Here is a 14,916-nt window from a genome sequence, read left to right on the forward strand (position 1 = left end):
AATTCTTTTTCAAGTTCTTTATGAGTAGGGAAAATTTTAATGTTAATTTTGTTTATTGATTTTACAGGTTTAAGCTCGGTAGAGGTGCCAGTTAAAAAGACACCGTCTGCTTCAAATAGATCCCAGATCATAACCTTACTTTCTACAACTCTGTATCCTTTAGTTTTTAAAAATTCAATAAATCTTTTCCTTGTAACACCGGGCAAAATTCCGTTTAAGGAGGGTGTAAAGAAAACTCTGTCTTTAACATAGAAAATATTTGTAGAGGAACCCTCTTTTACTGCTCCGTCTTTATCAAAAAATAGTGCCTCATCAAAACCCTTTTCTTTAGCAAGGTTTTTTACTATCACATTTGCAAGTAAATTTGTAGTTTTCAAATGTGCCCATTTCCATCTTATTTCGGGAAACAAAATCAAATTAAATTGCTCTGGAACATATGGAATATCTTGACAAAAAATAAAGTAGTTTGGCTTGGGTTTCTCTTTTACGAAATGTTCTCTTTCGGCTGAACCTCCTGTTACTTGGATATAGACAATACACTCTCTTTTTCCATACTGATTAGCAAGCCTCAAACATATTTCTTTCCACTTGTCCCTTTTTAAGGGATTTTCTATTTTTAGTTCACTTAATCCTTTTTCCAATCTATCGATATGATCGTCGAAGCATATAAAAATTCCGTCACAAAATCTTATTACCTCATAGACTGATTCACCAAAGTTAAAGCCTCTATCTTTTAATAAGTTATAATAGATTTTAGATTTTACAAATTTACCATTGTAATAAATTAACTTATCACCCATAAGGGATTTACTGGTATTGATCCTTTTCCTAAATCAAAGGAATTTTTTAGTGCGCCATAGAGGAACTCTTTCGCTCTTTTTATTGCATCTATGACGCTATAGCCCAAGGCAAGATTTGCTGCAATACTTGCTGAAAAGCTACATCCGGCACCATGGAATTTTTTGTCTATTAACACCTTTTCGCTTTCTATCAGCAAAAACTCTTTTCCATCGTAAACAACATCTATAGCTTTGTCTCCAAAGTGTCCACCTTTTACTACAACGTAAGATGGTCCAAAATCCTTTATAATTTTAGCAGCCTTTTTTGCGTCTTCTATATTTTCAATTTTTATCCCGGAAAAATCCTCTGCTTCAAAGCGATTTGGAGTTACTACAAGAGCAAGAGGAAAAAGCTCTTCAATAAGTGATTTTTTTGCATCTTCTAAAAGTAATCTATCACCTGAACCTGCAAACACCACGGGATCTAAGACATAGTTTTTTAATTTAAAATGTTTTATTCTATCAGCAACTACTTTTATTATGGTTTCTGAATATAACATACCTGTTTTAAAAGCCTCTATTTCAAAGTCTTCACAAACCATGTCGATCTGATCTTTTACTATATCGGGATCTATCATTTGAATTGACCTTACTCCCTTTGTATTCTGAGAGGTAACAGCGGTAATAACTGAAAGGCCGTAGGTTTTGTGAACAGCAAAGGTTTTTAGATCAGCTTGGATTCCAGCGCCTCCTCCACTATCACTTCCAGCAATTGTTAAGACACAGGGAAGTTTATTCAAAGCTTATCTCTTTTTCTTCAGTTATTATTCCTTTGTATAAGAAAGAAATTTGTCTTAGGGAAGCATAGTAATCGAATTCGTTTACAGCTGAGATTGCGTCTTTGGGAATGACTATTTTATATCCATGTAGAGCGGCTGATCCAGCTGTGTGCAGAACGCATATGTTAGCTACAGTTCCTACTATTACGAGGTTTTTTATGTTGTTTATTCTTAGTAGGTGATCTAGTGGTGTACCAAAGAAAGCGTCGTATCTGAGTTTTCTAATTACAAAGTCGCCCCTTTGTGGTTTTATTTCATCGATAATATCAGATCCCCATGAGTCCTTGACAGCGTGTTTTCCCCAAATTGGAAATTCAATATCTTCTTCTTCGTGGTAATCCTGTGTGAAAAAAATTTTAACACCACTTTTTCTTGCCTTATTTATTAAATTTTTAATGACAGGTACAGTTTCTTTAGCATCTGGTACAAAAAGCGCGCCCTTTTCATCAACAAAATCGTTTTGCATATCAACTATAATTAAGGCACTTTCCTTAGAGTTTAAAATCACTCCCTTTTGGTAGGGAATCTCTGGAACTATAACACTTTTTGTGTTCATTTCAAAGGCAAACTGAAAAGGAATCGAACCCTGCACACTCTGTTGCTAAGGCTTTTTTTTAATAAAAATATCAAGAACCTTTTTTTAATAGACCTTCTATAGGTTTTAAAAACTGCTCAACTGTAATGTAGGGATTAACTTTAAGTGCCTTTTCTATAATTTTTTTTCTTTCTTCTTCACTTTTAGCTTTTAAATATTTTTCTCTTAATTTTTTTATTTTCCATTTTCTGTGCCTTTTTCGGTTTAGCTCTGTTTCTCTGAGCCTTCCTTTCATATTTTTATTATAATTAGAAAGTAGAGAAATTTCAAGTTTTAAAATTAAATTTTCTCTTTAAGAAATGGGGTACGATAAAGGTGTTTTTCACACTCATTTTTAGGTTCTTTTCCTTCTATGTAAACTTCGTTTCTCTTTTTGGGACAAAATTTTGTCGCAAGTTTACCAGTTTCTACACAGATAGTCTTATAAGTGATACCATCTGGTTTTGTAAAGTCTAGGGTATCTGGGAGATTATAGATTTCATTTGCTTTTTTCATAAAGCTTGCCCATATTGGTAACGCTAAAACTGCACCAGTTGCCTTATCAAATAGAGTCATAACTGTGTCAAATCCAACCCACACACCACATAGTACTTTTGGAGTAAAACCGATAAACCAACTATCGGTATAGTTGTCTGTGGTTCCTGTTTTACCTGCAGCTATTGCCCTAAAGCCATAATCCTTTGCATAAATAGCAGTTCCGTAATTAAAGGTTGACTTCATCATATCAATCAAAATATATACTTCTTTTTCATCAAAGACTTTTTCTTCTTTATATTCTGCTTTTTCGACTATAAATTCTTCTCCAAGTCTTATTTCTTTTATAAGATGCATTTTTTTTCTTTTTCCTAAATTAGCAATTGTTAAGTAGGCTTCGCACATTTCCCATAGAGAAAGGGAAGTTGAGCCAAGTGCGATAGAAAGAAAGGGTGGAATATTTTCTTTTATTCCTAACTTGTGGGCAAATTCTATAACAGATCCTGGACCGATTTTTTCAAGTATATGGACAGTGGCAAGATTTCTTGAGAGAGCGAGGCCGTCTCTTACTGTAATGAATCCCAAAAATTGGTCATCAAAATTTCTCGGTTTCCAGGGTTTACCTGATCCATCATTTTCTACAACGTAGGGTAAGTCTACTATAGGATCCCCAGGGAAAATTCCAGAGTGAATTGCTGCCAAATAAATAAAGGGTTTAAAAGATGAGCCGACTTGTCTTTTAGCCTGTGTAGCTCTATTAAATTGCGATCTTAGAAAATCTCTTCCACCGACAAGTGCCAAAACATCACCTGTTTCAACGTCTACAGCTATTAGAGCTGCCTCAAGTCTTAGAGAATCTGCTTTTTTGTACCTTTTTTTATGGTAAGCTCTTACCCTGTTATCAAAATTACTTAAGATTGAATCTATTACTTTTTCAGCTACTTCTTGAAGTCTTATGTCCATAGCTAGTTTTACATTGACACCTTCTTTATACAGGAAGTCTTCACCATATAGGGAATTTATGTATTTGCGAACCTCTTCGAAGTAGTATCTTCCAATTTGTCTCGATCTCTTATTTTCTTTACTCTTTTTTTCCGGTAAAGGTTCAGCTATCGAGTTCTGATAAGTTTTTTTGTCAATTACGCCGTTTTTATAGAGTACTTCTAAGACAAAGTCTCTTCTTTTTTTCGCAAGTTCGGGATTTTTAAAGGGTGAGTATAGGTTTGCGTTTTTAGGTATTGAGGCTAAAAGTGCAGCTTCGGCCCATGTAACGTCACTAGGTGACTTATTAAAGAGGTATTTGCAGGCGGCCTTTACTCCATAGATTCCGTCGCCAAAATAAATTTGGTTGAGATACTTTTCTAATATTTCATCTTTGGTGAAATTTCTTTCTAGTATCAGGGCTAAGATTATTTCTTTAATTTTTCTATCTATGGTTTTTTCGAAAGTTAAGAACATATTTCTGGCAAGTTGCTGTGTTATGGTTGAGGCGCCCTGTACATATTCCCCTTCCCTTATATTTACAAAGAAAGCCTTTATAAGTCTTATAGGGTCTATTCCGAAGTGACTATAAAATCTTTTATCTTCAAGAGTTATAAAGGCTCTTTGTATTTTAGGTGAAATTGAGTCAAGTTTAGTGGGCTCTCTTTTTTCGATAAAAAACTCATATACTACATTATTTTCCCTATCATAAACATGAGTGACTCTTGCTGGCTTATATAGATGTACAAGTTCTAAGGGTGGTAAATCGCGTGAAAAGTGGTAAAAAATTAATCCAAAAAACAAGAAAATTAAAATTATGGAAATTAAAACAATACTAATCCATTTCCTTAAAGACAAAGTCATAATAGTATCTCCCTCTTTTTATAGTCCATTTTTTCTCTTTTTTTACGTATTCACAAAGTACTCTCTCAATATCTTTTATACTTTCTACTTCTATGTCTTCAACTTTAACTATAAAATCTCCTTCTTTTAGACCTAGCCTTTCTGCATATCTTCCCCTTTTTACACTATTTATGACAACACCATTTTTTTCATCTTTGAGGGTTATTCCCATTACATGCAAGAAATTCTCAAGTTTTGATTCTGGAATTATATTTGTCACGTTCCTTTTAACATTTCTTTCATACATCAAAGGAACGCTCTCATCTTTTCTTAATAAATCAACTTTTCTTCTAAAATCAGAATAGCTTCTTATAATATCTTTCCCTATTTTTATTATGATATCACCTGGCCTTAAACCAGCTTTATCTGCTGGACCACCTTCAAGAATTGTAACGATAACAACACCTTTTTCTGTTGGTTTTACCTCAAGTCCTAAAAATCCCCTGGGATAATATGAATAAAGCTTCAAATAGTTTACGACAGTTTTTAAAAGGTTCGATGGAATTGCAAATCCAATCCCTTCAAATCCCCCTGATTTTGAAACAATAAATGTGTTCATACCGATAACTTCACCCTTTAAATTAAGAAGTGGTCCGCCAGAGTTACCAGGGTTTATAGAGGCGTCTGTTTGAATCATACCTCTATAAATCCTGTCACCTTCTCCTTTAAAAGTCCTATTTAAAGCACTTATTACTCCGACGGTAACAGTTGGTTCAACATCTTCCCATAAATATCCAAAGGGGTTTCCCATTGCTATTGCCCACTCTCCCCTTTCAAGTTTATCAGAATCGGCAAAAGTAAGATAAGGTAAATTCTTTCCATCTATTTTTAAAAGAGCAATATCAAGAGAATAATCCTTGCCTAAAACTTTTGCTATAAAGTTTCTTCCATCAGGTAAAAAAACCACTATACTATCAGAATTACTAATAACATGCTCATTTGTTAAAATATAACCGTCTTCTGAAATTATAAAGCCTGAACCTTGTGAAGATACCTTCTCTTTGAATTCTGGGAACTCAAAAAATTCAAGAAAATCTCTAAAAAAGGGATCATTAAAAATTGAGGGTGCAAGGGAAACGTATCTAGTAGTAAAACAAGTTATTGAAACAACAGCATTTCTACACTTTTTTACAGCATTTACTATTGTATTTTCTCTATCTAGGGCTATTTCTTTCTGAAAAAATAGTAAAGCTACAAAAATCATTTTTCGATCAGTGATTCCCAATCATCAAGGAAACGTTTTATGCCTATATCTGTTAAAGGATGTTTTAGCATTTTGTCTATAACATCTGGAGGAATTGTAACAATATGTGCACCGAGCCTGAATGCCTCAATAACATGGATTGGATGTCTAACACTAGCTACTAAAAGCTCTGCATCAAAACTGTTATAAGATAAAATTTCCGAGAGAATTCTAACAATTTCCATTCCCTCATTTGAGATATCATCGAGTCTTCCGATAAAGGGTGAGATAAATCTTGCTCCAGCTTTTAAAGATAAGATACCCTGGGAGGGGGAAAATATTAAAGTCATATTTACATCTATACCTTCTGAGCTAAGCTTTCTCGTGGCTTTGAGGCCCTCTTCTCCGAAGGGTATCTTTACAACAATGTTTTTATGAATTTTTGCAAGTTCTATGCCTTCTTTTACCATTTTTTCTTCATCTAAGGCTATAACCTCAGCTGAGACAGGTCCTTCAACAATTTCACAAATTTTTTCCAAAATTTCCTTACTTTTTTCAAAAATTTCTCTTTTATCTTTTGGTTTAAAATCAGGATAAATCCTCTTAATTTCTTTTGATAAGAGAGTGGGATTAGTTGTTGCTCCTTCTATAATACCAAGGGACTTAAACCTTTTAAGTTCATCCAGATTTGAGGTATCAGCAAATATCTTCATTTCTTATTTTTTCTTCTTTTAAGGGGATAGAACCTTTAGGTGAAAAAATTTTAATAAAAATTACTGTGAAAATTAAAGCATTTACAAATGTGGCAAAGCTATTTAAAATAAGCAGAGAAATTATTTTGTTTTTAAAGTTTAATAAGAGAAAGGGCAAAGTTAGCACTAAAAGCCAAAGGAGAAAGTTTATAAAAACGATATTCTCTTTTTGTATTGCAAAGAAAACTCTTGAGAAAAATCTTGAAAAAAGGTAGAAAAGAAGAGATACCGAGAGGAGTAAAAATTCGCTAGTATAAAACTTAAACTTATGTTTTGGGAAAAATAAATAAAGAATGGATTTTCCAATTGAGATAATAAAGAGAGTAAAAAATAGTAGGGAGATAAAAATGAGAATTGAGGAGAAAATTATTGTTTTAAAGAATTTTTTCTTTTTTCCCTCATAGTAGAAACTTGAAATGTGGGGGTAGACTGGTACAAAATAAGAATTAAATAAAAGTTTTACGGCTTGAAAGACAGAAATTCCGGCAGTAAAATTCCCTACTAAATCATCAGGGACATTTTTTAGTTTTAAAAGTAAAATAGGGTAACCAAAGTAACTTTGAATGATTGTATTTGAAAAGCCCATCGAGAGAATTCCTTCCTTCAAAAAGTTCAAGTTTATTTTAAAAGTTAAGCTTTTTTTAAGATAGATTAAATAAACAAGAAAGAAGAAAAAGTTAGAAAATTCTGACAAAATGTAAACTGTTACAAACAAATTAGTGCTACTTACTCTTTTAATAAAGTAAAAGAAACCAAAAAATAGAAAAATTAGACCCTTTAAGGTGTGTACGAAAGCAAAGGCATAAAAAAGTTTTTTTCCTATAAGAAAACCTAATCCAATTGAAGAGAAAACTGAAAAAAGATGTACTAAAAAGGCGCTGAATAGTATAAAGGAATTGTTATTAAAAAATTTCTCTAAAAGGAAATTTTTTAAAATTAGGAAAAATAAAAGGGACAAAAAGAACACAAAAAGAGTATATGTAAAAGATTCATCTATTAGATCTTTAATTTTTTCATTTTCGCCCTTACTTTTTAATTCGACAATTTTTCTTGAAAGATAGTCTCTAAAGCCTGATCCAAGTAAAAATGAGGTAAAATTATAAAAGGAATAGAAAACTCCAAGAATTCCTACTCCCTCAGAACCGATTACTTTGCCTGAAAAAGACAGAAATAGAAAATAAAAAAAAGACTGCACTATGTGCCCCACCGTAGTCCATAACGTTCCGATAACTAAACTATTAAATAAAATCTTTTTTACTATGGCTTCTATTCCCTAGGACTATATCCCATTGAAATACCAAAAAATATGTTAGAGCCTCTCAGGGGGTTTGAAATTATAAAATCAGTTAAATCAGGACTATCAAGAAAATAACCAGAGGTATATATTCCATCTATACCTAGATAAAGGGTGAATATTCCGGGTTCTTCACGAGTTAAATTAACATTAAATTCAATTCCTGCTTTTATTACTGGATAAATATAATTTCTATAAATTCTTTTAACTTCATCTATTTTTAACTCTTGAAAAGTTCCCCCGATACCAACTATTGGGTAAAGACCGAAAAATTTTGATCTTAAAAGGTTTGCTCCACCATCTATAATACCAGTTTGAAAGTAAAACTTATTTAAATTGTTAGGCGAAGAAAATCTATTTTGTTGAAAGATTAGTCTTATTAAACCTTTATCCTCCATAAAAAGACCGGCACCGAAGGAATATCCTTGAGAAAAATTTCTCAAAGTTTCACAACCTAAGAGTTTTAATTCACTATTTATACCTCTTAAATCAAGAAATTGGGAATTCGTGTTTAGATATATAGCTATACAGGAGTTTAAAAGTAAGGAAAATAAAATTATTAAAACTTTCATTATCTACCTCCTAGTACAAGAAGCAGTCCTCCAAGTAAGACTGCCCATATGCCTTCGGGAGGGAAAAATCCAGAGTATCCTACGATTACGTAGGGTCCCTGTAACCACCTTTCAAAAGAAAATTGGTAACCTGCAGAAAAATTAAGTCCAGGAGAAAAGTCACTTATTTTTACCCTTCCTATCTTTTTGGAGATTGGATAGGATATATTAAGACCGCCTCTTAAAAATGGATAAAGTACGGTGGTGAAGCTTACATCATGTAAGCCAAAAGCCTGTGAGTTAAATATTCCAAGTCCTATACCGACTAAGGGATAGATATAAGGTTTTACCTTTGGAAATGGTAAGATCCCAAAATTAAAAGAACCCTGAAAATAGGTAAATTTTGTTTCAACAGCTTTGTAAATATTGGGAGAACTGTATGGTTCTGCTTCTCCTTTCCACGTATATCCAACTTGAAAAGACGCAGAAATTATAGCGTTTTGATCCTTAGATATTGCATCAAAAGAAAGACCTATCATCGGATGATCAGGATAGGGAGCTTTTATACTTTTTAAATCATCCTTTAACATCTGTATATCTCCCTTATAAAGGGAAACTGAACAGGATAATAGATTTAAAAACAAAACTAATTTTAAACTTCTCATTTGGCTTATATTACTAAAAATCTTCAAATTCATTTTCCTTTTCTATTATAAAAAAATAGTAAAATTTTGTTCAAAATATTGCAGAATTTAATCAATAAGATTCAGTCAATTTTAATGACGATAATTTTTTCTTCAACAAAGTCTCTTAGAGCATATTTTGGTCCCTCTCTTCCAATACCTGAGCCCTTTACTCCTCCATAGGGCATATGATCTACCCTAAAGGAAGGTATATCATTTATTATCACACCACCAACCTCAATTTTTTTTGCAAGCGTTAAAGCTCTTTTAATATTATTTGTTAAAATTCCACATTGTAATCCATATTCAGAATTATTAACTTTAAAGATAAGTTCATCTTCTGTTTCAAACTCGTTACAGACAGCAAGTGGAGCAAAAGCCTCTTTAGCACAGACCTCACAGTCTTCTGGAGCATCAACAATTAAAAGAGGATATAAAAAGGAACCCTCTCTTTTTAATTCTGGAAGAACTTTTGCACCTCTTTCGATTGCTTTTTTTACCATCTCTTCTGCCTTTATTGCAGCATCCTCAGAAATCATAGGCCCTACATCAGTATCCTCTTTTAGTTGATCCCCAACTTTTAAATTTCTAAGTGCTCTCACATAGTCATCAATAAACTTTTCTTTAATTTTTTTCTCAACATAAATTCTTTGAATGGAAATGCAAACCTGTCCTGCAATTGAGTAGGCTCCCTTTAATATTCTATCTAACATTACTTCATATTCAAAATCTGAAAATACACATAAAGCAGAATTTGAACCCAGTTCAAAGGTTTTCTTCTTCAATCCTGCTATTTTAGCTATTCTTTCTCCAACTTCTTTTGAACCAGTAAAACTTATATGTCTTATTCTCGGATCTTTACAGAGCTGTTCGCCTACAGTTCCCCCTCCACCTGTTAAAAATGAAAACCCTTCGGGAGGAAAGCCTGCTTCCAAAACAATTTCCGTTATTATTTTTCCGGTCATAGGTGTAAAACTTGAAGGTTTAAAAACTACACTACAGCCTGCTGCAATAGCTGGAGCAATCTTGTGGAGTGCAAGATTAAGTGGGAAGTTAAATGGAGTTATAGCTAAAACTATGGGGTCAGGTTCCATAATTGTAAAGGCCATTCTTCCCTTTCCAAATTCAGAGGCATCCATTGGAACATATTCTCCGTAGATTCTTTTAGCTTCTTCAGCTGAAAACGTAACGGTTTCAATTGCTCTTTTTGTTTCAAACCTTGCCTCGTTAATTGTCTTTCCAGATTCAAGTGAAATTATTCTTGAAATTTCCTCAGATCTTTTTTCAATTAAATCTCTTACTTTTAATAGAATCTTATATCTTTCGTAAGAGGTGAGTTCTTTTACGATATCTCTTTTTCTTTCAATGTAAGAGATTGCTCTTTCAATTTGTTCATAGGTTGTTTCGGGAAATTTGTACAAAATTTCCTTAGTTCCCTTTTTATAAACAGGAAAAAAATTAATCCCCTCTTGCCACTTTCCTTCAAAAAAAATTTTTTCTTTCATATTTACCTCCCTCGGCAGATTAGTTTATAATTTTAGGAAATTCTATGGGAAATTTAAAAATAGTTACAGTAGAAAATAGTAAGGATCTTGAGCTTTTCATAAAAACACAGAGTGAGGTTTATAAGAGTTTGCCTCTTGTGGGATATGTAGAGCCTCTAAAAGACTTAGAGAAGAAGCATTTAGATCCAAGGGGTGATAATCCTCTTTTTAGGAAAATTGCTGTAAATTATTTTATTGCTCTAAAAAATGATAAGCCTGTGGGAAGAATAAGTGCATATAAGGCATTTCATAAAATTTTTGGGATAGATGAGAAAATTACGGGTTTTTTTGGACATTTTGATTCGATTCCCGATATGGACGTAGCATCTTCATTACTTGAAAGTGCAGAGGCTTTTCTTAAAGATTTAAATTGTAAAAAAATTATAGGACCTGCGAGTTTTGCGTATGATGGGGTGTATGGGGTTCAAATAAAAGGGTTTGAGTATTTTCCAATGATTATGACCCCATGGAATCCTGAGTATTACTCTGATCTTATTGAAGAGTGTGGATATAAAAAAATTATTGATTTTTTTGGATGGTTCATTCCTTTGTATGTAATACATCCAAGGCTATCAAAAATAATAAGCATAGAAGATAGACTTTATAAGGAAAATGGTATAAAAATTAGAAAGGCAAATTTGAAAAAATTTAGGGAAGAGCTAGAGAAAGTAAGGGAGATATATAATAGTGCGTGGAAAGACAATTTTGGAACCGTTCCTCTTGAAGAAGAGGACATTGAATATATAGCGGATAACTTGAAACCTTTAATTGTTAATGAGGGGGCGTTAATTTCAGAAAAGGGGGGTGAGCCTATTGGAGTTGCTATAGGTATTCCAAATTTTCTTGAGGCAATAAGGGATTTTGGAGGTAGTTTAAATTTAATAAATACTATTAAGCTGTTATGGCGTTTAAATAAACTTCCCTTTTCATCGGGAGTGCCAAGATTAAAATCTGCAAGACTTTTAATTCTTGGTGTAAAGAGGGAGTATCAAGAAGGTGTTGGAGTTTTAATGGCAGCAAAAATTTTACTTAGGGGCTATGAGCTAAGCTATAAATATGGTGAGGGTTCCTTAACCCTAGAAAACAATTATGAAATTAATAATTTAATAAAAAGACTGGGAGGGGTGCCCTATAAAGTCTACAGGTTATATTACAAAGAAATATCGTGATCTAATTTTTAACTTATAATATACTATGGAAAAGAGGGAGAAGACTATCTCATCTTTTGAGTGTAAAAGTTGTGCAACTTTAATAGGTATAGCGGAAAATAAAGAGCCAAATTTTTGTCCTCTTTGTAGAGGTAAAATGGTAAAAATCGAGCCAGAAATTAATTTTAGAAAAAAAGTTATTTGTCCTGATTGTAAAAATGAATTTTTAGTAGAAGAAAACTTTTCACCTTATAAATGTGCTTTTTGTAACTTTACTTTTCCAACTTCACCCCATCGTAGATTTGAAGAGAGACTTTAGTAAAGAATACTAAAAATTTGGACTTTTACATTAATAACTTAAATTGATTTAGATTCCTATCGTCCCTTCTCTACTCCAAGAAAAAGACTCCTACACTTGTCAAAAATCTGAGTTCCTTAAAAAATGCATTAGTTACAAACATTAAAGTCCTTGACATCCACCGCTATACCTTTTATTTAAAAAAACTTAGATACTTTCTGTTTTTCCGAGTACGCATATAGTTTTTTTCACCTTAATTTAGAATCTGGACTCTAAGGTTTCCCATTCACGAACATGGATATTACTATTTAAACAATTCTATCCTATCCTCTATGTGATAAATGGTCGAAAAGCATAAAGAAAAGAAATCGGTTATAATTAAAAATTTAGCTTACTTAGGAAAAAATTATAAGAAAGATAAGAAAGAATTAAAGGATGATCAGGAGTAAAGAGGCAAAAAGTGATAAAAGGGAGCATACGAGAAACGGCACTTTCATACCAAAAATTTCCCATAAAGTTCCGAAAAAAAGAGAGGAAATTAAAAGTCCTAAACCCTCTACAAAATAAAAAAGACCAAATCCAGTTCCCCTTTTTTCTTCTGGTAAAAAACTGGATATAAACGCTCTTTCAACACCTTCAGTTAAACCAAAATAAATTCCATAAAGCACGAAAAGAACTATGAAAGAAGAAAAAGAACTAGCATGGGCAAATCCTAAATAAGATACAGAGTAAATTAACCAACCTAATATTAGAACCTTCTTTTTTCCAAATTTATCAGCAAAATATCCTGCTGGCAGGGAGCTTAATGCCTTTATTAAATTTAAAATAGACCAAAAAAGTGGAATAGTAACTAAAAGCATACCCTCGCTTTTTGCCTTTAACAGTATAAAAGTATCAGAGGCATTTGCTAAAGTGAAAATGAAAAAAATAAAGAGAAAAAAATAAAACTTAAGGGGCAATTTAAAATAAAACGAAATTTTTATACTTTTAATTTTTCCAAAATTAACCTTTTCTTCTCTTACAAATATTAAAATCAAAAGGACAGAAATAAGCCCAGGAATAATCGAGAAATAAAAAATCTCTCTTATGGAAAAATATTGTAAAAGTAGAATTGTAAATAAGGGTCCTATAAAGGCTCCAAAATGATCCATAGCTCTTTGAAACGAAAAAGCTTTACTTGAGTCACTTTCAGGTACAGAAAGAGAAATGAGGGCATCTCTTGGGGCACCTCTTATTCCCTTTCCAAGTCTATCTAAAAACCTTAAAAAAATTACTTGATGCAAGTTAACAGAAAAACCAATTAACGGTCTTGTAACTGCAGCTAAAAGATATCCAGAAACTATAATTTTTTTTCTCTCTTTAACTACATCTGATAAATTCCCTGAGAGAAGTTTAAATAAACTTGATGTAAGTTCAGAAATTCCCTCAACTATACCAAGCCCTATAGGTCCCTTTTTTAAGTTCTCAACTATAAATAAGGGAAGAAGCGGATGAATAAGTTCAGAAGCAATATCGTTAAAAAAAGAGGTAAGACTAAGAAAAAAAACATTTTTATTAAGCCACCTTCTCATTTCTAAAAATTTTTGTAACTATTATAAAAGAGATGATCCCAGGAAGAGTAATTATTCCCCACATTAAAACAGGAACTTTAATGAAAAAATCAAGAATAGTTCCACCGTAAAAGGGAGCACTTGCCCAACCAAGCCCTTCTGCAAGTCCTAAAAAACCAAGATAAAGATTTTCCTTTCCCCTTTTAGCATAAATTGTTCCAAAAGTCGTAACAATCGGTAAACTCAACATTTCTCCTACCGTAAATATAAAAACACACAATGCAAAAATATAAAAATTTGAAGCGAAAGAAAAAGAAAAGTAACCTAAAATGTATAATAAAATACCTAAAATTAGAGAATTTTTTAAACCTATTCTTTCAGAGAGTTTTGTAAAAAAAATTTGAAAAAGAACAACAGATGTGCCATTTATTGTATATAAATAGCCTATAAGAGTGTTTGATAAACCTTTTTCCTTTGCATAGACTGATAAAGTTGATATCATCTGTCCAGCTAAAGTAAAAAGCATAAATACTGCAATAATGTAGCGAAAGTAAATTTTATCTCTAAAAACACTTTTTATCTCTACGATAAAATTTTTATTAGATAAAAATCCTTTTTTGGGACATTTTACACCAAATTGAATTAGAGGTAAAACCAAAATAGTAAATAAGGCAGAAACTGCAAAAAGCAAGGTATATGAGAGGGAAGATAGATACCCCCCTATTGCAGGACCGATTGCAAAACCAATATTTGTTCCAATTCTTATTATTCCATAAGATGAGGGTCTTTCCTTTTCTGGCAGATAAATTCCCACATAGGAGTCTGATCCAATGGCAAAAAGAGAAAAACCAAGTGAATTAAGAATAAAACCAAATAAAAATAAAATGGGCGGAACTTTAAACACAATAAAAAGAGTAAAAAGTAAAAAAGCAAAAAATCTTGATAAAAGCCCAAGGACCATAATAGTTTTGCAACCTAATCTATCTCCTATATATCCTGATGGAACTCTTGAAAAGGCGCCTAAAAGAGAACTTATCCCAACTAAAAGGCCTATTACTTTCATAGGAATCGCCCTTTCACTGTAAAGGTATATATTTAAAAAGGGAATGGAAACTGAAAATGAAGCAGCCGTAAATGCCCTTGCAATAGAAATAAAAATTATCTCCTTTTTTATTGACATTTTACTTAAGGGATTATAGATAAATTTTTCAATAAATGATAAAAAAATTCCCGTGATTTTTTCATTAAAGAGCTATTATGGCTGAGCAGCTAATCAAAGTAATGTTATACGTTGTTTATCATACCAAAAAACGCTTATCTCTTAGAATGAACAATTTCAGCT

15 protein-coding genes are annotated in these 14,916 nt (G+C 32.3%); 2 read left to right on the forward strand and 13 right to left on the reverse strand.

Annotated elements, in window-relative coordinates:
- The 11 genes from ABDH49_00580 to ABDH49_00630 form a co-directional block, all read right to left on the reverse strand.
- On the reverse strand, positions 1–800 hold an 800-nt coding region (locus tag ABDH49_00580), incomplete at its 3' end, for an aminotransferase class IV (protein ID MEN3045474.1).
- Positions 785–1,579 carry a bifunctional hydroxymethylpyrimidine kinase/phosphomethylpyrimidine kinase gene (gene thiD / locus ABDH49_00585; protein ID MEN3045475.1) on the reverse strand — a complete coding sequence of 265 codons (795 nt, stop codon included), beginning with the start codon at positions 1,577–1,579 and terminating at the stop codon, positions 785–787. The genes thiD and ABDH49_00580, both read right to left, overlap by 16 nt.
- Complete coding sequence (locus ABDH49_00590; protein MEN3045476.1) at positions 1,572–2,174, reverse strand: isochorismatase family cysteine hydrolase; 603 nt, start codon at positions 2,172–2,174, stop codon at positions 1,572–1,574. The genes thiD and ABDH49_00590 overlap by 8 nt, the downstream gene beginning before the upstream one ends.
- Before the next feature lie 70 nt (positions 2,175–2,244).
- Entirely contained in the window at positions 2,245–2,448 is a 204-nt protein-coding gene (locus tag ABDH49_00595) for a DUF6800 family protein (GenBank protein ID MEN3045477.1), read from the reverse strand.
- A 44-nt stretch (positions 2,449–2,492) separates the two neighbouring features.
- Positions 2,493–4,532, reverse strand: a complete 2,040-nt coding sequence (locus ABDH49_00600; GenBank protein ID MEN3045478.1) for a PBP1A family penicillin-binding protein — start codon at positions 4,530–4,532, stop codon at positions 2,493–2,495.
- The gene (locus tag ABDH49_00605) at positions 4,504–5,775 is read right to left on the reverse strand and encodes a trypsin-like peptidase domain-containing protein (GenBank protein MEN3045479.1); all 1,272 of its coding nucleotides are present in this window, start codon (positions 5,773–5,775) and stop codon (positions 4,504–4,506) included. Before ABDH49_00605 ends, ABDH49_00600 begins: the two co-directional genes overlap by 29 nt.
- Positions 5,772–6,467 (reverse strand): fructose-6-phosphate aldolase, encoded by a 696-nt coding sequence (gene fsa / locus ABDH49_00610; GenBank protein MEN3045480.1) that lies wholly within the window; start codon positions 6,465–6,467, stop codon positions 5,772–5,774. The genes ABDH49_00605 and fsa overlap by 4 nt, the downstream gene beginning before the upstream one ends.
- A complete protein-coding gene (locus ABDH49_00615; GenBank protein ID MEN3045481.1) occupies positions 6,451–7,776 on the reverse strand; it encodes an oligosaccharide flippase family protein in 1,326 nt (441 codons plus the stop codon). The genes fsa and ABDH49_00615 overlap by 17 nt, the downstream gene beginning before the upstream one ends.
- Positions 7,773–8,372 carry a hypothetical protein gene (locus ABDH49_00620; GenBank protein MEN3045482.1) on the reverse strand — a complete coding sequence of 200 codons (600 nt, stop codon included), beginning with the start codon at positions 8,370–8,372 and terminating at the stop codon, positions 7,773–7,775. The genes ABDH49_00615 and ABDH49_00620 overlap by 4 nt, the downstream gene beginning before the upstream one ends.
- On the reverse strand, positions 8,372–9,016 hold the full coding sequence (locus ABDH49_00625; protein MEN3045483.1) for a hypothetical protein: 645 nt from the start codon (positions 9,014–9,016) through the stop codon (positions 8,372–8,374). The genes ABDH49_00620 and ABDH49_00625 overlap by 1 nt, the downstream gene beginning before the upstream one ends.
- A 101-nt stretch (positions 9,017–9,117) precedes the next feature.
- Positions 9,118–10,539 carry an aldehyde dehydrogenase family protein gene (locus ABDH49_00630; protein MEN3045484.1) on the reverse strand — a complete coding sequence of 474 codons (1,422 nt, stop codon included), beginning with the start codon at positions 10,537–10,539 and terminating at the stop codon, positions 9,118–9,120.
- 44 nt (positions 10,540–10,583) lie between these two features.
- Here ABDH49_00630 and ABDH49_00635 point away from each other — a divergent pair, with 44 nt between their 5' ends.
- Both ABDH49_00635 and ABDH49_00640 read left to right on the forward strand, forming a co-directional pair.
- On the forward strand, positions 10,584–11,747 hold the full coding sequence (locus tag ABDH49_00635) for a hypothetical protein (GenBank protein MEN3045485.1): 1,164 nt from the start codon (positions 10,584–10,586) through the stop codon (positions 11,745–11,747).
- A gap of 25 nt (positions 11,748–11,772) precedes the next feature.
- Complete coding sequence (locus ABDH49_00640) at positions 11,773–12,045, forward strand: hypothetical protein (protein ID MEN3045486.1); 273 nt, start codon at positions 11,773–11,775, stop codon at positions 12,043–12,045.
- Positions 12,046–12,452: 407 nt separating this feature from the next.
- Here ABDH49_00640 and ABDH49_00645 read toward each other — a convergent pair whose 3' ends face one another.
- Together ABDH49_00645 and ABDH49_00650 are read right to left on the reverse strand one after the other, a co-directional pair.
- Complete coding sequence (locus tag ABDH49_00645; protein ID MEN3045487.1) at positions 12,453–13,595, reverse strand: MFS transporter; 1,143 nt, start codon at positions 13,593–13,595, stop codon at positions 12,453–12,455.
- A complete protein-coding gene (locus ABDH49_00650) occupies positions 13,579–14,754 on the reverse strand; it encodes an MFS transporter (GenBank protein ID MEN3045488.1) in 1,176 nt (391 codons plus the stop codon). Before ABDH49_00650 ends, ABDH49_00645 begins: the two co-directional genes overlap by 17 nt.
- Positions 14,755–14,916: the final 162 nt, after the last annotated feature.

It is taken from the genome of Candidatus Hydrothermales bacterium (assembly GCA_039630235.1).
Lineage (GTDB): Bacteria > Hydrothermota > Hydrothermia > Hydrothermales > JAJRUZ01 > JBCNVI01.

Excerpts from the sequence above, each read along its gene's own strand:
- ABDH49_00590 (MEN3045476.1), bottom strand. The coding sequence starts at position 2,174 with ATGAACACAAAAAGTGTTATAGTTCCAGAGATTCCCTACCAAAAGGGA.
- ABDH49_00595 (MEN3045477.1), bottom strand. The coding sequence starts at position 2,448 with ATGAAAGGAAGGCTCAGAGAAACAGAGCTAAACCGAAAAAGGCACAGA.
- ABDH49_00600 (MEN3045478.1), bottom strand. The coding sequence starts at position 4,532 with ATGACTTTGTCTTTAAGGAAATGGATTAGTATTGTTTTAATTTCCATA.
- ABDH49_00605 (MEN3045479.1), bottom strand. The coding sequence starts at position 5,775 with ATGATTTTTGTAGCTTTACTATTTTTTCAGAAAGAAATAGCCCTAGAT.
- fsa (MEN3045480.1), bottom strand. The coding sequence starts at position 6,467 with ATGAAGATATTTGCTGATACCTCAAATCTGGATGAACTTAAAAGGTTT.
- ABDH49_00620 (MEN3045482.1), bottom strand. The coding sequence starts at position 8,372 with ATGAAAGTTTTAATAATTTTATTTTCCTTACTTTTAAACTCCTGTATA.
- ABDH49_00625 (MEN3045483.1), bottom strand. The coding sequence starts at position 9,016 with ATGAGAAGTTTAAAATTAGTTTTGTTTTTAAATCTATTATCCTGTTCA.
- ABDH49_00630 (MEN3045484.1), bottom strand. The coding sequence starts at position 10,539 with ATGAAAGAAAAAATTTTTTTTGAAGGAAAGTGGCAAGAGGGGATTAAT.
- ABDH49_00635 (MEN3045485.1), top strand. The coding sequence starts at position 10,584 with ATGGGAAATTTAAAAATAGTTACAGTAGAAAATAGTAAGGATCTTGAG.
- ABDH49_00640 (MEN3045486.1), top strand. The coding sequence starts at position 11,773 with ATGGAAAAGAGGGAGAAGACTATCTCATCTTTTGAGTGTAAAAGTTGT.
- ABDH49_00645 (MEN3045487.1), bottom strand. The coding sequence starts at position 13,595 with ATGAGAAGGTGGCTTAATAAAAATGTTTTTTTTCTTAGTCTTACCTCT.
- ABDH49_00650 (MEN3045488.1), bottom strand. The coding sequence starts at position 14,754 with ATGTCAATAAAAAAGGAGATAATTTTTATTTCTATTGCAAGGGCATTT.